This window comes from Devosia sp. GW821-FHT12F11 (assembly GCF_058806655.1).
In genome coordinates this window covers 177,242-198,367 of record NZ_JBXAPX010000007.1, presented here as the reverse complement: position 1 = coordinate 198,367, position 21,126 = coordinate 177,242, and the positions used below count along the sequence as shown (strand labels likewise).

General features: G+C 65.5%; 22 protein-coding genes. 18 read left to right on the top strand and 4 right to left on the bottom strand.

Annotation, left to right across the window (positions count from 1 at the left end):
* Positions 1–10 precede the first annotated feature (10 nt).
* Together AC1ROK_RS20685 and AC1ROK_RS20680 are read right to left on the bottom strand one after the other, a co-directional pair.
* A complete protein-coding gene (locus AC1ROK_RS20685; RefSeq protein ID WP_492850403.1) occupies positions 11–793 on the bottom strand; it encodes an acetoacetate decarboxylase family protein in 783 nt (260 codons plus the stop codon).
* Entirely contained in the window at positions 790–1,515 is a 726-nt protein-coding gene (locus AC1ROK_RS20680; protein WP_492850401.1) for a FadR/GntR family transcriptional regulator, read from the bottom strand. Before AC1ROK_RS20680 ends, AC1ROK_RS20685 begins: the two co-directional genes overlap by 4 nt.
* A 206-nt stretch (positions 1,516–1,721) precedes the next feature.
* Here AC1ROK_RS20680 and AC1ROK_RS20675 point away from each other — a divergent pair, with 206 nt between their 5' ends.
* Entirely contained in the window at positions 1,722–2,849 is a 1,128-nt protein-coding gene (locus AC1ROK_RS20675) for a mandelate racemase/muconate lactonizing enzyme family protein (RefSeq protein WP_492850399.1), read from the top strand.
* A 202-nt stretch (positions 2,850–3,051) separates the two neighbouring features.
* Here AC1ROK_RS20675 and AC1ROK_RS20670 read toward each other — a convergent pair whose 3' ends face one another.
* The gene (locus AC1ROK_RS20670; protein WP_492850397.1) at positions 3,052–3,717 is read right to left on the bottom strand and encodes an SGNH/GDSL hydrolase family protein; all 666 of its coding nucleotides are present in this window, start codon (positions 3,715–3,717) and stop codon (positions 3,052–3,054) included.
* 162 nt (positions 3,718–3,879) lie between these two features.
* On the opposite strand from AC1ROK_RS20670, the gene AC1ROK_RS20665 reads away from it, so the two are divergent.
* The 8 genes from AC1ROK_RS20665 (at position 3,880) to AC1ROK_RS20630 (ending at position 12,276) form a co-directional block, all read left to right on the top strand.
* Positions 3,880–5,067 carry a sugar ABC transporter substrate-binding protein gene (locus AC1ROK_RS20665; RefSeq protein ID WP_492850395.1) on the top strand — a complete coding sequence of 396 codons (1,188 nt, stop codon included), beginning with the start codon at positions 3,880–3,882 and terminating at the stop codon, positions 5,065–5,067.
* A gap of 59 nt (positions 5,068–5,126) precedes the next feature.
* On the top strand, positions 5,127–6,641 hold the full coding sequence (locus AC1ROK_RS20660) for a sugar ABC transporter ATP-binding protein (RefSeq protein WP_492850392.1): 1,515 nt from the start codon (positions 5,127–5,129) through the stop codon (positions 6,639–6,641).
* Positions 6,642–6,650: 9 nt separating this feature from the next.
* Positions 6,651–7,649 carry an ABC transporter permease gene (locus AC1ROK_RS20655; RefSeq protein WP_492850390.1) on the top strand — a complete coding sequence of 333 codons (999 nt, stop codon included), beginning with the start codon at positions 6,651–6,653 and terminating at the stop codon, positions 7,647–7,649.
* A complete protein-coding gene (locus AC1ROK_RS20650; protein WP_492850388.1) occupies positions 7,649–8,374 on the top strand; it encodes a FadR/GntR family transcriptional regulator in 726 nt (241 codons plus the stop codon). Before AC1ROK_RS20655 ends, AC1ROK_RS20650 begins: the two co-directional genes overlap by 1 nt.
* Before the next feature lie 30 nt (positions 8,375–8,404).
* On the top strand, positions 8,405–8,722 hold the full coding sequence (gene rhaM, locus AC1ROK_RS20645) for an L-rhamnose mutarotase (protein ID WP_492850386.1): 318 nt from the start codon (positions 8,405–8,407) through the stop codon (positions 8,720–8,722).
* A gap of 38 nt (positions 8,723–8,760) precedes the next feature.
* Positions 8,761–9,939: an L-rhamnonate dehydratase gene (gene rhmD / locus AC1ROK_RS20640; protein WP_492850384.1), complete on the top strand. Its 1,179-nt coding sequence runs from the start codon at positions 8,761–8,763 to the stop codon at positions 9,937–9,939.
* 40 nt (positions 9,940–9,979) lie between these two features.
* The gene (locus AC1ROK_RS20635; RefSeq protein WP_069912519.1) at positions 9,980–10,726 is read left to right on the top strand and encodes an SDR family NAD(P)-dependent oxidoreductase; all 747 of its coding nucleotides are present in this window, start codon (positions 9,980–9,982) and stop codon (positions 10,724–10,726) included.
* Positions 10,727–10,983: 257 nt separating this feature from the next.
* Positions 10,984–12,276 (top strand): Gfo/Idh/MocA family protein, encoded by a 1,293-nt coding sequence (locus AC1ROK_RS20630; RefSeq protein WP_492850381.1) that lies wholly within the window; start codon positions 10,984–10,986, stop codon positions 12,274–12,276.
* 150 nt (positions 12,277–12,426) lie between these two features.
* Here AC1ROK_RS20630 and phnF read toward each other — a convergent pair whose 3' ends face one another.
* Complete coding sequence (gene phnF / locus AC1ROK_RS20625) at positions 12,427–13,164, bottom strand: phosphonate metabolism transcriptional regulator PhnF (RefSeq protein ID WP_492850379.1); 738 nt, start codon at positions 13,162–13,164, stop codon at positions 12,427–12,429.
* An 81-nt stretch (positions 13,165–13,245) separates the two neighbouring features.
* Between phnF and phnG the strand changes: the two genes are divergently transcribed.
* The 9 genes from phnG to phnD all read left to right on the top strand — a co-directional run bounded on the left by phnG (position 13,246) and on the right by phnD (position 21,074).
* A complete protein-coding gene (gene phnG / locus AC1ROK_RS20620; protein ID WP_492850377.1) occupies positions 13,246–13,695 on the top strand; it encodes a phosphonate C-P lyase system protein PhnG in 450 nt (149 codons plus the stop codon).
* On the top strand, positions 13,695–14,285 hold the full coding sequence (gene phnH / locus AC1ROK_RS20615; protein ID WP_492850375.1) for a phosphonate C-P lyase system protein PhnH: 591 nt from the start codon (positions 13,695–13,697) through the stop codon (positions 14,283–14,285). The genes phnG and phnH overlap by 1 nt, the downstream gene beginning before the upstream one ends.
* A gap of 3 nt (positions 14,286–14,288) precedes the next feature.
* Positions 14,289–15,512 (top strand): carbon-phosphorus lyase complex subunit, encoded by a 1,224-nt coding sequence (locus tag AC1ROK_RS20610; RefSeq protein ID WP_492850373.1) that lies wholly within the window; start codon positions 14,289–14,291, stop codon positions 15,510–15,512.
* Between the two features lie 160 nt (positions 15,513–15,672).
* Entirely contained in the window at positions 15,673–16,551 is an 879-nt protein-coding gene (locus AC1ROK_RS20605; protein WP_492850371.1) for an alpha-D-ribose 1-methylphosphonate 5-phosphate C-P-lyase PhnJ, read from the top strand.
* Positions 16,552–16,696: 145 nt separating this feature from the next.
* Positions 16,697–17,473 carry a phosphonate C-P lyase system protein PhnK gene (gene phnK / locus AC1ROK_RS20600; RefSeq protein ID WP_492850681.1) on the top strand — a complete coding sequence of 259 codons (777 nt, stop codon included), beginning with the start codon at positions 16,697–16,699 and terminating at the stop codon, positions 17,471–17,473.
* 161 nt (positions 17,474–17,634) lie between these two features.
* Positions 17,635–18,339 (top strand): phosphonate C-P lyase system protein PhnL, encoded by a 705-nt coding sequence (gene phnL, locus AC1ROK_RS20595; RefSeq protein WP_492850369.1) that lies wholly within the window; start codon positions 17,635–17,637, stop codon positions 18,337–18,339.
* Positions 18,336–18,944, top strand: coding sequence for an LbetaH domain-containing protein (locus AC1ROK_RS20590; protein WP_492850367.1), 609 nt, complete (start codon positions 18,336–18,338; stop codon positions 18,942–18,944). The genes phnL and AC1ROK_RS20590 overlap by 4 nt, the downstream gene beginning before the upstream one ends.
* A gap of 256 nt (positions 18,945–19,200) precedes the next feature.
* Positions 19,201–20,073 (top strand): phosphonate ABC transporter ATP-binding protein, encoded by an 873-nt coding sequence (gene phnC / locus AC1ROK_RS20585; protein WP_056003569.1) that lies wholly within the window; start codon positions 19,201–19,203, stop codon positions 20,071–20,073.
* Positions 20,074–20,165: 92 nt separating this feature from the next.
* Positions 20,166–21,074, top strand: coding sequence for a phosphonate ABC transporter substrate-binding protein (phnD, locus tag AC1ROK_RS20580; RefSeq protein WP_492850364.1), 909 nt, complete (start codon positions 20,166–20,168; stop codon positions 21,072–21,074).
* Positions 21,075–21,126 lie beyond the last annotated feature (52 nt).

The window sequence follows — 21,126 nt, the reverse complement described above, 5'->3', positions numbered from 1 at the left end:
GGCCCGACGCTTAGGCGTTCTTGGCCAGGTAATCATGGATGATCTCGCCGGTGACGAGGGTGAAATCGGCGCGCCAGTAGAAGGCTTCGAGCGGCTCGACCACCGGCAGGCGAAACACCGGCGCCTGGGCGTTGGGGCGCAATTCGACCGTCGCGGGCCCACACCAGCATTCGTGCACCTTCACATCGGTGAGTTTGCGCGAGGTGATCTGGCGGATCGCCGGGGTGCCGTCGATGTGGTTGACGGCCTTCAAATTGAGATTGGTGCCGTAGTCGAAATGCGCCTTCATCAGCGCCGGGTCGACCGGCTGTTGCTTGTAGGGCGTGGTGACCGTGATGACGTCGATGCCGTTGCGCTCGACCCCGCCGACCATCAGGTCGCCACGGAATTCGAGGAACGGGTTGGCGAGCTTCTTGGGCTGGCCATGCACCTCGCGGCCATGCGCCACGCCGCCATCCGAGGCAAGGAACAGGTAGGGCGAATAGGCGCCGGAGCGGCCATTGGGCAGCTTGGCGCCGAACATCACGTTGGCCTCGTGATAGGGGCCGATCCAGCTGGTGTCGTTCATCTTGTAGATGTGGACGCAGACCACGTCGCCGGTGGCTTCGACCGGCGGCGGTGCGAGGAACTGCATCGCCTTGGGGTCGGTGCGCCAGAACACCGTCAGCACTTCGGCATTGCGGAAGGTGAAGGGGAAGGGCGGGATGAACGGCGCATCCCACGGGGTGGAGAAGCCGCCGGCGAGGATGTCGGCTTCGGTGACCTTGTCGAGGCCCCAGCGTCTTTCGGTCATTCGTCTTTCGCCTTCATCGCAGCCTCGGTGGATTGCAGCACATGGTCCATGTGGGTGATCATCGCCTGCCGTGCCGCCGCAGCATCGCGCCGCCGGATCGCTTCGACAATGATGCGATGGTCGGCAATCGAGGTCGAAATGACGTTGGGGGTTTCCGACGCGGTCTTCCGGAATTCCTGGCCGAGCACGTTGAGGCTCTGGGCGGCGCGCGACAGGAACTCGTTGCCGGCGAGCTCGCCGAGCCGACGGTGGAAGGCAGTATCGACGTCGCGATAGCGCGCCGGTTCGAGCTTGGCCGCTTCCTGCGCCGCGATCAGCGTGTCGAGTTCGTCGAAGGCTGTTTCGTCGCCGCGCGTGGCGGCGAGCGCTGCGATCTCGCCCTCGATCAGCCGGCGGGCTTCGTAGAGCTTTTCGACTTCGGCAGCGCGCAGGGTGAGGAAGAAGGCCAGCGGCGCCAGCAGATCCGAGGCTTCGAGCTGCGAGACGAAGACGCCGCCGCCATGCCGCACCTCGATGACCCCCAGCACGGCAAGAGCGCGCAAAGCTTCGCGCAGGGTGGGGCGGGAAACGTCGAAGGTTTCGGCGAGCTTCCGCTCGGGCGGCAACTGGTCGCCGGGCTTCAGGTTGCCTGTGGTGACGAGGCCGAGCAGGCGCGCCACCAGCATCTCGGTCAGGCCGGAACGGCGCAACGGCATTTCGCCGCTGAGATCACTGATCGGCACTGTCTACGCTCCCCGATGCGTTTGCGGCTTCGGCAGTCGTCTTGTCGCAAGTGGCCAAGTGGTCTGACCACTTCTTGACCTAGCAGCGCCCTCGGTGCTAGTCAACGCCAGGCAAGGCCGGACAATAGGCCGCAGGTTTGATTTGTCGCGCTTTCGAACCGGAAAAGTCTGCAACTTTTCCTGAAAGCGCTCAGGGGAGATGCCGCATGCGCGTGGGCCAGATTACCAGCCACGTGGTCCGCTATGCCGACACCAACGACCACGGCAACCTGCGCCAGACGGTGCTGGTGAAGGTCGAGACGGTGGACGGCGTGGTCGGCTGGGGCGAGGGCATCGCCATGTGGCCGGAGGCCTGCTGGGCGACCAAGACCTTGATCGATAGCGGCTTCGGGCCGCTGCTCACCGCTGCGGGTGAGATCAGCATCGCGGAGGCCTGGGAGAAGATGCGGGCGCATGCCTGGTGGTACGGCGAAGGCGGCATTGCCTGCTTCGCCTATTCGGCGCTCGACATGGCGCTGTGGGATATCGAGGGCAAGCTCCAGGGCAAGCCGCTCTATGAGCTCTTGGGCGGCAAGGCGCATGAGAGCCTGCCGGCCTATTCCTCCAGCCACGTCAACAAGGCGACGCGGGCGCTGTGCGTCGAGGAGATCGTCGGCTACCAGGCCGAGGGCTACCGCGGCGCCAAGCTCGGCTTCGGCAAGCGCGGCCTCTCCAATATCGGGCAGGACCCGGACAATGACGTCGCCTTCGTGCGCGAGTTGCGGGAGGCGCTGGGGCCGGATTTCGAGATCATCGTCGATATCGGCAACGGGGTGAAATGGGACCGCGACACCGGCATCGCGACGACGCGGCGGATGGCCGAGTACGAGATCGGCTGGATCGAGGAGCCGTTCTATCCGACCCGCATCGATGACTATCGGGCGCTGAAGGCGGCGCTGCCCAACATGCCCGTTGGTACCGGCGAGCGCGAGTTCACGGTGACCGGCTACCAGCGGCTGATCGAAACCGGCACGGTCGACGTGCTCGGGGTCGATCCGTCGCGGGCCGAGGGGGTGACGGGGTTCTCGAAGATCGACGCGCTGTGTGGTGCGGCCGGGATCACCATCAACGCCCATGCCTGGAGCACGGCGATCCTCAGCGCGGCCAGCCTCCACCTGTCGCTCGCCTCCCCCAATGCGCGGCTGTTCGAGTTCAAGCCGATCCCGGTGGTGGTGCAGACCGACCTGGTCGACGAACCGATCCGCCAGCGCGGTGGACGGGCTTACGCTCCGACGCGTCCGGGGCTCGGGATCGAGGTGGATGAGGCGGTGGTGAAGGCGTTGAGCCTTGGGTAGGGCGGGCGACTACTCGACCGTTCCGGATCGCTCGGTGCGGGAAACGCACCCCCACCCCTGTCCCCTCCCCGCAAGGGGGAGGGAGACCAAAACACCGGCGTCAGCGTTGGCGTCACCTCCCCCCTTGCGGGGGAGGGACAGGGTGGGGGGTATCTTCCCGCGCCGGCCCGTCTGCGGCATGGATCCTGCCAAGGGAAGGGAGCTAAATCTCCAAAATCCGCCGAACCTCTCCCGCCAGCGCCAAACCGAGCGTCTCATGCGCGCCGGCATCGAGGTGGATGCCGTCGTCGTCGCTGGAGCCGATGACGCTGCCGGCGTCGAAAAAGTGCACGCCGTAGGCCGTGGCGACGCGGGCGTATTCGGCGGCGAATTTCTGCGATTTGGCGCTGCCGCCTTCGAACATTTCGGTGAGCCAGGTGAGCCTGGCCAGCGGAGCGGGCGACACCAGCAGCACTTCGGGGGCGAGGCCCTCGGGACCGGCAGTGGAGCGGCGCACCAGGTCGGCGAGCTTGCCGGCGCCATCGGCGATATCGCCGGCAGTCATCGACAGCCGGGCCTTCAGGTCGTTGGTGCCCAGCATGATGATCACCAGGTCGAGCGGCATATGGGTGATCAGCGACACCGGCAGGTAGCGCTCGCCATTGCGGATCTCGCCTTCGATCGGATCGTCGACGCAGGTGGTGCGGCCGTTGAGCCCCTCTTCGAAGACGGTTACGCCGGCGCCAAGCGCCGCCTGCATGACGCGGGGCCAGCGCTGAGTGACGCCGAAGCGGCCGCCGGCGCCACGATACGGCTGAGGCACGGCGCCCCAGGTGTTCGAGTCTCCATAAGCCAGCACCGACAGCGGTGCGGACGCCTGATCTGCCATTCGATCCTCCCGTTTTCGAGAGCGTTACGGTCCGAACAGGGGATCGGTCAACGAATAATTGGTCTGACCAAATAGCCGGAACTGGCTTGCGCCCGGAAAACGGACGCGATATGAGCTTGGATAATTGGACTGACCAATTGTCCAATACAAGGGAGAGAGAACATGCGACTGAAGAGTCTGCGCCTGGCTGCGATCGCCGGGCTGACGGCGGCCCTTATGTCGGGCGCCGCCTTCGCCGAGGATTTCCACGGCTTCGATCCGACCAGTTTCGACGGCAACATGGTGAGCGCCGAGCAGCTCGCCGCGATGGTGGTCGACGCGATCGCCGCCAATGCGCCGCGCAACGGCCAGAAGCTGACCATCGGCTTTGCCAACCTGCAGCGCGATATCTCGTTCTGCCTCAAGGTGGAGCAGGGCATCGTCGCCAATGCAGAGGCCGCGGGCATCGACCTGCAGATCGTCGACAACCGGCTCGACGGCGCCACCGCGCTGGCCAATGCCGAGAGCTTCCTGCAGCGCAATGTCGACTTCGTCATCGAATTCCAGACCGATGCGAATTTCGGCGCGACCATCATGCAGAAGATGAACGAGGCCAACACCAAGGTCATCGCCATCGACATCCCGATGCCGGGGGCGACCTTCTTTGGCGCCAACAACCCGAAGTCGGGCTTCATGGGCGGCGCCTATCTCGGCCAGGCGGCGATCCAGAAGTTCGGCGCCGACAAGGTGAAGACCGGCTACCTGGTGGTCGGCGAGCTGCCGCAGTCGGGCGCCGTGCCGGCAATGCGCACCAACGGCCAGGTGGCCGGCTTCAAGGGTGCGGTCGGCGAGTTCGCCGATGCGCAGGTGATCAAGATCGACACCAAGAACACGCTCGAAGAGAGCTTCACCCAGATGAACAACGTCATCGGGCGGATTCCCGAGGGCGTGCCGATCATGGTGACGGCGATCAACGACCAGGCGGCGACCGGCATGCTGCGCGCCGTCAAGCAGGCGGGCCGCGAGGCTGACCTGATCGTCGTCGGCATGGGCGCCGACGAAATCCAGACGCTGCTCGATGAGCCGGCTTTCGTCGCCTCGGTGGGCTACTTCCCCGAGCGCTACGGCAACTTCCTCGTGCCGCTGGCCCTGATGGAGCTGGCCGGCAAGGAAGTCCCGGATACCGTGCTGATGACCCACTACATGGTCACCGACGGCAATGTCTGCGAGTACTACAAGGATTTCGCCTGCTCGGCGACGCCGGACGCGATCACCTTCGAGCTGCCCGAGGCCGCCTACAAGGCGCACCTCGAGGAGATCCGCAAGCTCCCCGAGCTGCAGGACTCGCTCAACCTGATCCCGACCAACTGAAGCTGATCCCGGGACGGTGGCAGCCGCCATCGTCCCGGACTTTCCTTAGGGTAGCAGGCATGTCCAGCACTCCCCGGCTTTCGATGCGCGGCATCGGCAAGTCCTTCGGCGGCGTCCCCGTGCTCAGCGATGTCGAACTCAGGCTCGAGGCCGGCGAGGTCGTGGCGCTGCTCGGCTCCAACGGCGCCGGCAAGTCGACACTGGTGAAGATTCTCACCGGACTCTACAGCCGCGATGCGGGGGTGGTCGAAGTCGATGGCGAGGCCGTGCTGTTCGGCAAGCCCGCCGATGCGATCGCCGCCGGCGTGAAGTTGCTGCCGCAGGAAATCTCGGTCATGCCCGACCTCAGCGTCGGCGAGAACATCCTGTTGGGCGACCTGCCGATGAAGCCGGGCTTCGGCTTCAAGCAGGTCGACTACAAGACCATCCATGTCCGCGCCACGGAGCTGCTCGCCCAACTGGGCTTCGAGGCGCTCGATACGCACCAGGACGTCAAGCGCCTGTCGGTGGCGGAACAGCGCATCGTCGAGATCGCCCGCGCCATTGCCGGGCAGGCGCGCATCCTGATTATGGACGAGCCGACCGCCGCGCTGACCGAGCAGGAAGCGGAGCTCTTATTCGCCATCATCCGCCGGCTGAAGCAGCAGCGGGTCTCGGTGGTCTATATCTCGCACTACATGAGCGAGGTGTTCGAGATTTCCGATCGCATCGTGGTGCTGCGCGACGGCCGCAATGCCGGCGATTTCGTCACGGCCGAGACCAACAAGGCCGAAGTGCTGGCCGCCATGCTGGGCGCCACTGCCGGCGATCTCTATCCGACCGAGGTGCCCCCGCCACCCGGTACCGACGTGCTGAAGGTCGAAGGTTTTGGGGTGCGCGGCAAGATCGCCGATGTGAGCTTTGCGGTGCGCTCGGGCGAGATCCTCGGGATTTTCGGGCTGGTCGGCTCGGGCGTCGAGGTGCTGGGCCGGGCGCTGTATGGCGCGGTGCACAGCGAGCGCAGCGGCCAGGTGACGCTCGACGGGCGGCCCTATCGGCCATCGACGCCGCAGCACGGCAAGGAGGCCGGTATCGGCTTCGTCGCCGCCGAGCGGAAGAAAGAAGGCATCATCGCCGACCTGACGGTGCGCGAGAATATCGCGCTGCCGTTCCAGAACCGCTTCACCCGCGGGCTGTTCGTTTCGACCGAAGCCGAGACCGGCCACGCGCAGAACTGGATCCGCGACCTCGGCATCCGCACCCGCGGGCCGGAACAAAAGCTCAGGACGTTGTCGGGTGGCAACCAGCAGAAGGTGTGCCTCGCCCGCTGGCTGGTCGACGGGGTGAAGCTCTTGATCCTCGAGGAGCCGACGCGCGGCGTCGATATCGGGGCGCGGCGCGAGATCTACGGCAAGCTGCGCGAGCTGACCGCCAAGGGCTACGCGGTGATCATCCTCTCCTCCGATGTCGAGGAAGTCGCCGGCATTTCCGACCGCTCGCTGGTGCTCGACCGCGGGCGCGTCGTCGAACAATTCCCGCGCGGGGTCACTCCCGCTGCGCTGATGGCCGCCACGGCCGAAACCCAAACTGCCTGAAGGATCGCCATGGCTACCACCACCCAGACCGCCGCCGCCGCCCCGTCGCTGAAGCGCCGGTTCATGGAACTGCTCGCCAAGCCCTGGTCGGGCGTCGCCATGCTGCTGGTGTTCTACCTGATCCTGATCGCGGTGTTCTCGATCCTCTCGCCGTTCTTCTTCAACACCCGCAACATGCTGCAGATCGGGCTCAACGTCGCCTATATCGGGCTGATGGCGGCGGCGGGGACGCCGCTGATCATCGCCGGCGGGCTTGACCTGTCGGTGGCGGCGATCGCCGGGCTGACCGGCGTGATGATCTCGCTGCTGGTCGGGCTCGGGGTGCCGGTCTGGGTGGCGGTTGGGCTGGCGCTGGCGCTCGCCGCGGCGATCGGCGTCGCCAACGGGCTGTTCACCACGCGGCTGAAGCTCAACCCGCTGATCACTACGCTGGGCATGATGAGCATCGTTTCGGGCATCGCGCTGGTGCTGACCGGTGGCCTTACCCGGCCGCTGATGATCCCCGGCTTCAACTGGATCGGCAACGAGCGGCTATTCTCGATCCCGATTCCGCTGATCATCATGGTGGTCACTTTCTTCGCGCTCTGGCTGGTGATGACCAAGACCAAGTTCGGCCGCTTCATCTATGCGGCGGGCGGCAATGCCGAGGCATCGCGGCTGATCGGCATTCCGGTCGAGCGCACGGTGATCGTGCTCTACGTCATCTCGGCGCTGGCCGGCGCCGTCGCCGGCACCATCCTTGGCGCCATGCTGGGGGCAGCCGGCCCGAACGCCGCAGGCTCGCAACTGCTCACCGTCATCGCTGCCATCATCCTGGGTGGCACCAGCCTCAATGGCGGGCGCGGCTCGGTGTGGGGCACGCTGCTGGCGGTACTGATTTTGGGTACGCTCAACAATGGCTTGACCCTGCTCAACGTATCGAGCTTCTGGCAGGATGTGACGCGCGGCGTCGTTCTGATGCTCGCGGTGAGTCTGGATCAGTTGCGCAATCGCGCCCTGGGTGAGTGATGATCGCGGTTGAGTCCTATGCGCCGATCGAACGCAGCAGCTCCGTCGCCGAGCAGGTGGCAAAGCGCCTGCTGGAGATGGTGCGGACCAAGGCACTGAAACCGGGCGACCAGCTGCCGCCGGAACGGGAACTCGCCACCTATATGCAGGTCAGCCGACCGAGCCTGCGCGAAGCGCTGCGCGGGCTGCAGATTCTCGGCGTCCTGAAGATGCGGCAAGGCGGCGGCATCTACGTCACCGGGCTCGAGGCCTCGGACCTGCTCGGGCCGCTGCAGTTCCTCATCACGCTGGACAGCAAGAATCTCGGCTCGCTGTACGAGAGCCGACACATGATCGACGGCTCGATCGCCCGGATGGCCACCGGGCTGATCACTGATGCGCAATTGGCGAAGCTGCATAAGCTGGTCGAGGCGCAGGTGCACCTCACCAACGACTCGCTCGGCTTCCGGCTCGCCGATACCGAGTTCCACGAGACCATCGCGGCGGCGACCGGCAACACCTTCCTCGTCACCATCTCGCACTCGCTCTATGTGCTCGGCATGGAGTACCGGCGGATCGCCGCCGAGACCCCCAATGTGCTGGAGCGCTCGCTGGCCGAACACCGGGTGATCGTCGCGGCGCTCGAGGCGCGCGATGCGGCGGCGGCGGAAGCGGCGATGCAGGCGCACCTGCTGAGCGTCCACCGTTCGACGCTCGAAGTGATGCAGGCCAAGGGCGAGGACTAAGAGCCCGCCTCTACCCCACAGGAGACAACCATGTCCGAGCGCATCGCCTTTCGCATGAAGGTGCATCCCGGCAAGATCGCCGAATACAAGAAACGCCATGACGAGATCTGGCCCGAGCTGAGCCAGGCGCTGCGCGACGCCGGCGTTTCCGACTACTCGATCTGGCACGATCCGGAGACCGACGAGCTGTTCGCGACACTGGTGCGCACCGCCGACCACACGATGGCCGATCTCCCCAAGACCGAGATCAACAAGCGCTGGTGGAAGTTCATGGACGACATCATGGACTATAATGACGACGGCACGCCGCATGTCGTCGAGCTCCGGCAGGTCTTCCACCTCGTCTGATTTCGCTTCCCGACCTCTTGCCGAAACGGCCTCTTTCCATGTCCGACTTCACCATCAAGACCGTGCGCGTCTCGCTCGTTGAGAGCGAGGGGGATGGCGGCGACTATTTCCAGCAGGGGCGCGGCCACTGGCTGATCGATACGCTGATCGCCAACCCGATGTCGGGTTACGAGCAGTACAAGGCGTCGCGCCAATCCTGGGGCATCGGGGTGATGGGCTCGATCGTGGTCGAGATCGAAAGCGAGAGCGGCGTCACCGGCGTCGCCACCGGCTTCGGCGGCCCGCCGGCGGCGTGGCTGGTGGTCAACCACTTCACCCGCTTCCTTGTCGGCGAAGATGCGCGCAACACCTCGAAGATCTGGGACCAGATGTTTCGCGCTTCGATGCCCTACGGTCGCAAGGGCATGCCCATTGCCACCATCTCGGTAGTCGACCTGGCGCTGTGGGACCTCGTCGGCAAGCTCCGCGGCGAGCCGGTCTACAACCTGATCGGCGGCAAGTGCCATGACGAGATCAGCTTTTACTGCACCGGCCCAGCGCCGGATGCGGTGAAGGAACTCGGCTTCTGGGGCGCCAAGGTGCCGCTGCCGCATAGCCATTTCGATGGCGAAGGCGGGCTTTTGAAGAACATCGAATTCCTCACTGCGCAGCGCGAGTTGGTGGGGCCGGATTTCCCGCTGATGGTCGATTGCTACATGGCGCTGACCGTGCCCTACGCGATCCGCCTCGCCGAGAAGACCAGACACCTCAACATCTACTGGTGGGAAGAGGTGCTGCACCCCGACGATATCGAGGGGTTCCGGCTCTTGAAGCAGGCGCATCCGACCCTCAAGTGGACGACGGGCGAGCACGAATATACCCGCTACGGTTTCCGGCGGCTGATCGAGGAGCGCACCATCGACGTGCTGCAGCCCGACGTGATGTGGGTGGGTGGGCTGACAGCGCTCCTGCAGATCGCGGCGCAGGCGGCGGCTTACGATATCCCTGTCATTCCGCATGGCTCGGGGCCGTACTCGTACCAGTTCATCGCCAGCCAGCCGGCGCAGTCGCTGTGCGAGTATGTGGCGGCCAGCCCTGACGGGCGTTCGATCCGTCCGATCTTCGGTAAGCTGTTCACCGGCGAAGACCTGCCGCAGAACGGTCGACTAAAGGTCAGTAGCGCGCCGGGCTTCGGTATGGAAATAGCTGATCGCGGTCTGTTAAAGCCGTTCGCCTGAACGGACGTATCATTGTCGCGCGATCGAATAAGAGAGTTTCATGAACCAGATTGATCTCAACGGCCAGGTGGCCGTCATCACCGGCGGTGCGCAGGGCATCGGCTTCGCCATTGCCAAGCGGCTGGTCGCCTCCGGCGCCAAGGTCAGCCTGTGGGACATGAATGCCGACCTGTTGGCGAGCGCCAAGGCCGAGCTCGGCGCTGCCGCCTCGACCGTTGCGGTCAACATCACCAATTACGACGCCGTCGCTGCCGCGGTAGCGGAAGTTGAAGGCAAGCTCGGCAAGCTCGACATCCTCGTCCACTCCGCCGGCATCGCCGGCAAGAACGCCCCGCTCGACGAATACGAGCTCGACGAATGGCGCCGGGTGATCGACATCGATCTCAACGGCGCGTTCTACGTCAACCGCGCCGTGCTGCCGGGCATGAAGGCCCGCAATTTCGGCCGCATCGTCAACATCGCCTCGATCGCCGGCAAGGAAGGCAACCCGAATGCTTCGGCCTATGCCGCGGCCAAGGCCGGCGTCATTGGCATGACCAAGGCGGTGGGCAAGGAAGTGGCGAAGTACGACATCGCCATCAACGTCATCACCCCTGCGACCGCCAAGACCCGTATTCTCGACGAACTGAAGCCCGAGTTCATCGACTACATGCTGAGCCGCATTCCCCGTGGCCGTTTCCTCGAAGTCGAGGAAGCCGCGAACATGGTGGCCTGGCTGGTGTCGAAGGAAAACAGTTTTACGACCGCTTCGGTGTTCGACCTTTCGGGTGGCCGCGCCACCTACTGATCGTCTGCTCGCATCACCGACTGATTGGGGGAAGGCCGCTCAACCGGGCGGCCTTCTGCTTTCTGGTGTGCCCAATTCGGTGCATCAAACAGCCGGTGGGTGGGGTGGTGCGGTGATCATCGATGGACCCCCGCCCCACCCCTCCCTCAAGGGGGAGGGGAGCCAACGCGCTTGACTAAGTAACCAGACGGTGAATTATTTCGGGGCGACCCGCTGGAGGATCCCGGGTGGCGTAACACCCGACGAGGACACCCCCAGTGAAGTACGCGATAGTCGGCGTCGGCGGGCGCCATGCCATGTTCCGCAAGGCGATCACCCAGACGCATGCGGAAGGCAACGACCTGGTCGCCCTGTGCGACGTGAACGAGACCCGGCTGGCGCTTTCGGCCGGCAAGATCCCGAGGAAGGGCAACGGCATCGCCACTTACGAGGCGGCTGACTTCGAGCGGATGATCGCCGAGCAGCAGCCCGATACGGTGATCGTCACCACCCCGGATTACCTGCATCACGAATATATCGTCGCGGCGCTGAAGGCCGGGCGCAACGTGATGACCGAGAAACCGATGACGGTGGATTTGGCAAAGCTGCGCGCCGTGCTGGAAGCGCAGCAGCAGAGCGGCAAGCAGCTCACCGTCACCTTCAACTATCGCTACACGCCGGCCCGCACGCAGCTCAAGGACCTGCTGATGAGTGGCGTCATCGGCGACATCACCGCAGTGGATTTCCGCTGGTATCTCGACCGGGTGCACGGCGCGGACTATTTCCGCCGCTGGCACCGCTACAAGGAGAAATCCGGTGGCCTCCTGGTGCACAAATCCACCCATCATTTCGACCTGATGAACTGGTGGGTTGCCTCGACCCCCAAGACCGTCAGCGCCAATGGCAAGCGGGTGTTCTACACGCCTCAGATGGCGGAGGAGCTCGGGCTCGGAGCGCATGGCGAGCGCTGCCATGACTGTCCGGTGTTCGACCAATGCGAGTACCGGCTCGACCTTGCCGGCGATCCGGCGCTGCGCGAGCTCTACCTCGATGCCGAGGATGATGATGGGTACCTGCGCGACAAGTGCGTGTTCGCCGACGACATCACCATCGAAGACACCATGCAGGTGCAGGTGAAATACGCCAACGACGTGTTCCTCAACTATACGCTGTGCGCCTACAGCCCGTGGGAAGGGCTGGAGATCAAGTTCCACGGCACCAAGGGTGAACTGACCCACCGGCATGTCGAAGTGCATGGGGTGTTCGGCGGGGTGCGCGACAAGGCGCAGGAAGACGCGATGACGACGACGCTGCATCTCGCCGGCGGGCTGCCGGAGGCGATCGACGTCTGGGCCGGCCACGGCGACCATGGCGGCGCCGACCCGGTGATGCTGGGCTATCTGTTCGAGCCTGAGAGCATGGAGCCGGATCGCTATGCCCGGGCCTCGACGCATAAGGAAGGGGCGTGGTCGATCCTCACCGGGATTGCGGCGAACGCTTCGATTGCATCCGGGCAGACGGTGGACGTGGATCGGATGCTCAAGGAGGCGGGGATCAGTTTGGCGAGGTAGTGCTTGGGGCCCACCCCTCATCCGCCCTTCGGGCACCTTCTCCCACAAGGGGAGAAGGGTCCTCCACTGGCATCTCAGTCGGGCCTTCTCCCTTGATGGGAGAAGGTGGGCGAAGCCCGGATGAGGGTGGGGCACCGAACGCCAGCCCCCCTAAACCACCAGCTCCATCCGATCCGCCGGAAAGCGCGTCAGCATGGCGTGGATCGGCACCCCCTCGGCATCGAGGTCCACGGCGTCCGACACCAGCACCACCGCACCGGGAGCGAGCTTCAGCGCCCGTGCTTCTTCGGTGGTGGCGTGGCGGGCGGAGATGCGGGTGGTGCCGCGCGAGTAGTCCTCGATGCCGTAGCGCTTGAGCGCCGCGGTGACGGAGCCCGCTTCGACATAGGCGGCATCGAACCCGGCGAAGCGGGCCTCGGGCAGCCAGCCGCTGGCGCGGGCCAGCGGGCGGTCGTCGGCGAAGGAGACCGTCTCCTGCCGGATCAAGCGCGTTCCGACTTTCACCGCCAGTGCCTCGGCGAGGCGCGCCGAGGCGCGCTCGATCTTCGATGACAGTAGCTGGCTGCTGCGCTGGCGCACCTGTCCGGCGAGGCCTTCGGAGAAGCGGGTGCGGCGGCCGATCGGGTAGCTGAGGCGGCGGGCTTCGGCGACGAAGGTGCCGCGGCCGTGCTCGGCGCGGAGCACGCCTTCCTCTTCCAGCACGGCAAGGGCACGGCGGACAGTGTGGCGGTTGACGCCGAAACGCTCGGCGAGGCTCAACTCGCCTTCCAGCTTGTCGCCGCTTTCGAGCTTGCCGCCGATAATGTCGAGGCGGATGGCGTCGGCGATCTGGCGCCACAGGGCGACGCCTCCGGCCGGGGCGATTTCGGTACGGCTCAAGATTGTCATTGCATCTTCACACGGTCGGCCTATAGCGGGGCGAAACGACATCACTTGTCTATTTTACTATACAAGTTGGAGCAAGAGCCAATGTTTGAGGCGCCCCAGAGTAACCCCCGGCAGGAGGCGATGGCGGTGTTGAGCCACGCCACGCCGAAGCGGCTCGGCGAACTCTGGGCCGCCTGGTCCGACAAGCCGGCCTTCCACAAGGTGCGCGGCCCGGAGACCGGGCTGGTGATGGTGCGAGGCCGCGCCGGCGGCGGTGGCAACGCCTTCAACCTGGGCGAAGCGACGGTCACCCGCGCCACGGTGCGGCTCGAAACCGGCGAGGTCGGGCACGCCTATTGCCTCGGTCGCGACGGCGACAAGGCAGTGCAGTCGGCACTGTTCGACGCGCTGCTGCAGCGCGATGCCGAAGCGGTGGAGACGCTGGTGCTGCAGCCGCTGCGCGCCGAGCAGGCGGCAGCGGATGCAAAACTCCGCGACGAGACAGCGGCCACCAAGGTCGACTTCTTCACCATGGTTCGGGGAGACGATTGATGGACACGACAATCGAAGGCGGCTTCGCCGACCTGGTGCTGGGCGCGCAGAGCGTGTTCCGCGCCGTGATGGAGGCGCTGGCCCGTCCGGGCTCGGTGCAGTCCATCGCGTCCGATGCCGCGCCACCGGCGCCGTTGACGCCGGAGCTCGGCGCCGTGGCGCTGACGCTCGTCGACCACGACACACTGGTGTGGCTCGACCCGGTGCTCGCGGCCGATGAGGCAGTGGTGGCCTGGCTGGCGTTCCACTGCGGCGCGCCGCTGACCGCCGATAGCGGCGCGGCGGCGTTCGCGCTGGTCAGCGACGCGGCGCTGCTGCCGGCGCTCGACGGCTTTGGGCAGGGCACAGACGAGTATCCGGACCGCTCGACCACTGTGGTGCTGGCGGCCGGCTCCGTCGTCCGGCCCGTGACCCTCAGGGGTCCCGGTATCAAGGACCAGTTCAGCGCCGAGCTGCCGCTGCCGGGTGTCGATTTCATCGAGCAGTGGGCCGAGAACCGCGCCCGGTTCCCCAGGGGCGTCGACCTGCTGCTGGTTCGTGACGGCACGGTTGTCGGCCTGCCGCGCACCACTCGTATCTCGGAGGCTTGAGCCATGTATGTTGCCGTCAAAGGCGGCGAGGCCGCCATTGCCAATGCCCACCGGCTGCTCGCCGATCGCCGTCGCGGCGATCGCTCGGTGCCGGCGCTGCGCCTCGACCAGATCATCGAACAGCTCGGCCTCGCGGTCGATCGCGCCATGGGCGAGGGTTCGCTCTATGACCGCGAGCTGGCGGCGCTCGCCATCGTCCAGTCGCGTGGCGACCTGATCGAGGCGATCTTCCTGGTCCGCGCCTATCGCACCACATTGCCGCGCTTCGGCTATTCGAAGCCGATCGACACTGCTGCGATGAAGATCGAGCGCCGCGTCTCGGCGACGTTCAAGGATCTGCCGGGTGGCCAGTTGCTCGGCCCAACGTTCGACTACACGCACCGCCTGCTCGACCCCAGCATTGCCGAGGGCGCAGCGGTGGACCAAGCCATGGCGCGCGTCAGCGAAGACGAGCCGGCGCCGCGCGTCACTGACCTGCTCGATCACCAGGGGCTGATCGAGCCCGACGTGTCCGAGGTGCAGGAGGAGATTGGCGATCTCACCCGTGAACCCCTCGAGTTCCCGCTCAACCGCGATCGGCGCCTGCAGGCTCTGGCCCGCGGCGACGAGGGTTTTCTCCTGGCGCTCGGCTACTCGACGCAGCGCGGCTATGGCCGCTCGCACCCGTTCGTCGGTGAGATCCGCATTGGCGAGGTCGAGGTGGAGCTCGATATCCCGGAGCTCGGCTTCGCCGTGAACCTGGGGCGTATCCGGGTCACCGAGTGCCAGATGGTCAACAAGTTCAAGGGCAATGCCAAGGTGCCGCCGCAGTTCACCCGCGGCTACGGGCTGGTGTTCGGTCACGCCGAGCGCAAGGCCATGGCGATGTCGCTGGTCGATCGCTCGCTGCGCGCCGCCGAGCTCGGGGAGGACGTGAACCATCCGGCGCAGGACGAGGAATTCGTCATCTCGCACTCCGACAATGTGCAGTCGACCGGCTTCGTCGAGCACCTGAAGCTGCCGCACTATGTCGACTTCCAGGGCGAGCTCGGGCTGCTGCGCGAGATGCGGGCCGAGCACGATATCGCGCCGCTTGCTGAGGACGACACCCTCCCCCTCGCGGGGAGGGTTGGGGAGGGGGGCGCCCCAGGCTCTGAGGGTGCGGCTCCCCCCCTCCCCGCCTCCCCAGCAAGGGGGGAGGTGCCCGGAAACATCGAAGACAGGTCACCTGCGGAGGCGGCAGAATGACGACCGCCACGAACGCAGACACACGTTCAACCCACCGGGTCATTCCCGCGAAAGCGGTAGCCTCTGTTTTCTTGCCTCCCGCTCCGCAAACGGAGGTTCCCGCTTGCGCGGGGATGACCCGGTGGTCGGCCGCAGGATCGGTGCGTCGGGGACAATTCAAATGAACATCGCCAAATACAACTTCGCCTATCTCGACGAGCAGACCAAGCGGATGATCCGCCGGGCTATTCTCAAAGCCATTGCGGTGCCGGGCTACCAGGTGCCGTTCGCCAGTCGCGAGATGCCGATGCCCTATGGCTGGGGCACCGGCGGAGTGCAGGTTACCGCCTCGATCATCGGTCCATCAGATGTGCTGAAGGTCATCGACCAGGGCGCCGACGACACCACCAACGCGGTGTCGATCCGCGCCTTCTTCGCCAAGGTCGCCAAGGTGGCGGTGACCACCCATACCGAGGAAGCGACGATCATCCAGACTCGCCACCGCATCCCCGAGGCGAAGCTCACCGAGGGGCAGGTGCTGGTCTACCAGGTGCCGATTCCCGAGCCGCTGCGCTTCCTCGAGCCGCGCGAAACCGAGACGCGGAAAATGCATGCGCTCGAGGAATATGGGCTGATGCATGTGAAGCTCTACGAGGATATCGCCAAGCATGGCCGCATCGCCACGACCTACGCCTATCCGGTGAAGGTCGAGGGACGCTACGTGATGGATCCGTCGCCGACGCCGAAATTCGACAACCCCAAGATGCACATGTCGGAAGCGCTGCAGCTGTTCGGCGCCGGGCGTGAGAAGCGCATCTATGCGGTACCGCCCTATACCGAAGTGGTTAGCCTCGATTTCGAGGACCATCCATTCGAGATCCAGCATTTCGAGGAGCCGTGCGCGCTGTGCGGCGCCACCGGCGTCTATCTCGACGAGGTGATCCTCGATGACAAGGGTGGGCACATGTTCGTCTGCTCCGACACCGACAATTGCGAGGACCGCCGCGAGCACGGCCACCGCGGTCAGCTCGCCGGCCACGCCTTGGAGGCAGCAGAATGATGCTGTTGGCCCCAAGCTGTCTCACATCCACCGGGTCATCCCCGCGAAAGCGGGGATCCTTGTTTGCGGCGCGCACCGAAACAGAGGTTCCCGCTTTCGCGGGAATGACCCTGTGGGTGGGGCAGTCGTTTAGCCCAGGACCCAAATCGTGACCGAACCTCTCCTCCGCGTTCGCGACCTCAGCAAGTTCTACGGCAGCCGAATGGGCTGTGCCGATGTGTCGTTCGAGCTGTGGCCGGGCGAAGTGCTGGCCATTGTCGGGGAATCCGGCTCGGGCAAGACGACGTTGCTAAACTGTCTCTCGACCCGGTTGGAGCCGACGTCCGGCCTTGCCGAATACCGGATGCGCGATGAGGTGTGGCGCAATCTCTACGACCTCAGCGAAGCCGAGCGGCGCTTCCTGATGCGCACCGACTGGGGTTTCGTGCACCAGAACCCGGCGGATGGGCTGCGCATGACGGTCTCGGCCGGCGCCAATGTCGGCGAGCGGATGATGGCGGTCGGCGACCGGCATTATGGACGGATCCGCTCGACCGCCATCGAGTGGCTCGGTCGCGTCGAGATAGCCGAGGACCGGGTCGATGACGAACCGCGTGCCTTTTCCGGCGGCATGCGGCAGCGGCTGCAGATCGCGCGCAACCTCGTGACCCATCCCCGTCTCGTCTTCATGGATGAGCCGACCGGCGGGCTCGACGTTTCGGTGCAGGCGCGCCTGCTCGACCTGATCCGCGGTCTCGTCGCCGATCTGGGGCTCTCGGCCATCGTCGTCACGCACGACCTGGCGGTGGCGCGGCTGTTGTCGCACCGCATGATGGTGATGAAGGACGGCCACGTGATCGAGCAGGGCCTCACCGACCGGGTGCTCGACGATCCGCGCGAGCCGTATACACAGCTGCTCGTCAGTTCGATTTTGCAGGTGTGACCCGTGAACGTCGCGCTCTTGGCCACCCCCCTCCCAACCTCCCCCACAAGGGGGGAGGTGCCGTTCCGTGCATCTGGCACGATCCCGCCACAGCCGCTCTTCACCTCCCCCTTGATGGGGGAGGCTGGGAGGGGGTGGGGCAGTCTCACTCGAGGTTCGAAATGACCGCCCTGCTTTCGGTCGCCGACGTGGCGAAGAGTTTCACTATGCACCTGCGCGATGGCATCGTGCTGCCCGTGGTTTCGGGTGTCGGGTTTACCGTCAATGCCGGCGAGTGCGTGGTGCTCGGCGGGCCCTCGGGGGCGGGCAAGTCCAGCCTGCTCAAGATGGTCTATGGCAATTACGGCGTCGATGCCGGGTCGATCGCGCTGCTGCATCACGGCCAGGCGGTGGACCTCGCAACCGCCAGCCCGCGGACCGTGCTCGACCTCAGGCGTGACACTATCGGCTATGTCAGCCAGTTCCTCCGCACCGTGCCGCGCGTCACCACGGTCGATGTGGTGGCGGAACCGCTGGTCAGCCGCGGCGTCTCCCGGGATGAGGCCACTGCGAGGGCGCGCGACCTGCTGGCCCGGCTCAACCTGCCGGAGCGACTGTGGTCGCTGCCGCCGGCGACCTTCTCGGGCGGCGAGCAGCAGCGGGTGAACATCGCCCGCGGTTTCATCACCCCGCATCCGGTGCTGCTTCTGGACGAGCCGACGGCGTCGCTCGATGCCACTAACCGCGCCGTGGTGGTGGAGATGATTGCCGAAAAGAAGCAGGCGGGCGTGGCGCTGCTCGGCATCTTCCATGACGAGGAGGTCCGCGCCCAGGTTGCCGACCGCATCGTCGACGTCACCCTGTTTGCCGTGAGGAAAGCCGCATGAAACTCTCGGAAACCCCGGTGGTGCACCCGACGGCCGAGGTGCACGACTCGACGCTTGGCAGATACACCGAGGTCGGCGCCAACTGCCACGTCAACCGCTCGACCCTGGGGGATTATTCCTACCTGGTCGACGGCACCCAGGTGGCCTATGCCCAGATCGGCAAGTTCGCCAACATCGCGGCCAATGTGCGCATTTATGCCAGCAAGCACCCGATGCAGCGCGCCTCGCTGCATCACTTCACCTACCGCTCGAGCTGGTATTTCGAGGGCGAGGCGGACGACGCGGCGTTCTTCGAATGGCGGGCCGAGAACGGCATCGAGATCGGCCACGACACCTGGATCGGCCACGGCGCGGTGATCATGCCCGGCGTCAGGGTCGGGCATGGGGCCATCATCGGCTCCAACGCGGTGGTGACCAAGGACGTCGCCGATTTCGCCATTGCCGTGGGTGTGCCCGCCAAGCCGCTCCGTCAGCGCTTCCCGGGCCCGATCGCCGATCGGCTGCTGGCGCTCGGCTGGTGGGACTGGAGCCACGAGAAGCTCCACCGGGCGCTGCCGGATTTCCGCGCGCTCGAGATCGAGGCCTTCCTCGAAAAGTACGAGTAAACTGTTCGCACCCCACGCACGGTGTCATTCCCGCGAAAGCCGGAATCTCTGTTCTGGTGCGTGACGGGAAGCTCCGCAAACGGAAGTTCCCACTTTCGCGGGAATGACCGGGCGATGGAAAGGCGTGATCGCAGAGCGGGTTGGCCTCCTGCGACCGGCGCTTTTCCACTGTCATCAAGACGTCACCCAACCTTCACGCACGCTTCGTGTAGCCGCCTTACGAGTTGGCCCCGTCGCTTGGACGGGGTTTGTGCGCATGCTGAAGATTTCCAAGGTTACACGTCGCTTCGGCGCCAAGGTGGCGGTCGACAACGTCAACCTCGAAATCCCCGCCGGTCAGATGGTCGGCGTCATCGGCCGTTCCGGGGCCGGCAAGTCCACCCTGCTCAGGATGATCAACCGGCTGATCGATGTCAGCGAAGGCAGCGTCGAGTTCGGTGGCCTCGAAGTTTCGTCGCTGCGCGGGCAGTCATTGCGCGATTGGCAGCGCGACTGCGCCATGATCTTCCAGCAGTTCAACCTGGTGCCGCGCCTCGACGTCATCACCAACGTGATGCTCGGCCGGCTCAACCGCCGCAACACCATCATGAGCCTTCTGCAGATCTTCTCCGAGGAAGAGCAGTTGCTGGCGCTCAAGGCGCTGGAGCGGCTCGATATCGCGCAGACCGCCAGCCAGTGGGCACAGACGTTGTCGGGTGGCCAGCAGCAGCGCGTCGCCATCGCCCGGGCGCTGATGCAGGAGCCCAAGGTGATCCTCGCCGACGAACCGATCGCCTCGCTCGATCCGCGCAACGCCAAGATCGTCATGGACTCGCTGCAGGCGATCAATGAGGAGCAGGGGATCACCGTCATCACGAACCTCCACACCCTCGATACGGCGCGCGCCTATTGCGAGCGGATCATCGGCATGTCGGCCGGCCGCGTGGTGTTCGACGGCACGCCTGAGCAGCTGACCACCGAGGTGGCGCGTGAGCTCTACGGCGCCGACGGCCTCGAAGAAGCCTTTTCGGAGGAAATGACCTCGACCAGCCTCGAGGCCATCGTCCCCAAGAGGAAAAAGAAGAAGCACGCCGAGCTGCCGGCGGGCGCTCTCGAGGCCCCGCTCGCTTCGGCCGGCCTGCCGAACTGAGATTTCCGAGTTTCCGCTCCTGCCGGTCAGCCGCCTGCTCGCGCGGCGCGACAGGTGGCGGAAAGCCAATCGCGTCACCAAAGGAGACTTCCATGTCCGCGATCCGTAACGTCCTGATGGCGACTCTCGCCCTCACCATGACCAGCACTGCGTTCGCGCAGGATGTCTCGGTCCTCCGTATCGGCCTCGACGGTTCCGAGAACGAAGCCGACCAGGTCCGCAAGACCGAATGCGTCGCCGAAGGCCTGAAGGCGGCGACCGGCGTGCCGGAAGTGCAGATCTTCCCGTCGCCCGACTATAACGGCGTGATCCAGGGCCTGCTCGGCGGCACCATCGACATCGCCCAGATGGGCGCTTCGTCCTACGCCGCCATCGTGCTGCAGGACCCGGCGGCCGTCGATCCGATCCTGACCACCGCCGGCGCCGACGGCTCGACCGGCTACTACTCGCTGCTGGTCGCCCGCAAGGACAAGGGCTTCACCAAGCTCGCCGATCTCAAGGGCAAGAAGCTCGGCTTCGCCGACCCGGATTCGACCTCGGGCTACCTCGTGCCGAACGTCTCGCTGCCGGCCGATATCGGCGTTCCGGTGGCTGAGTTCTTCGGCGAGACCGGCTTCGGCGGCGGCCATGAGAACCTGGTTCTCGGCGTGCTCGACGGCACCTGGGATGCCGGCACCACCTTCGGTTCGGGCGTCGGCGACTGGGCCGAGGGCTACACCACGGGTAACCTGCACACCATGGTCGAGAAGGGCATTCTCGACACCGACGATATCGTCGAGCTGTGGCGTTCGCCGCAGATCCCGAATGGCCCGCTGATGGTCTCCAACAAGCTGCCGGAAGATCTGAAGGCCAAGGTCCAGGCGTTCTTCCTCGAGCTGCCGACCAAGGACCTCGCCTGCTTCCAGGGCTTCACCGGTGGCGAAAACACCGCCTATGTCGAAGTCGAGCCGGCCTTCTACGACACCATCGTGGCCGCCCGTAAGTCCGTGATCGGCGACTGATCCAACACCCAATGAATGGAAACGGCGGTACCCCAGAGGTGCCGCCGTTTCG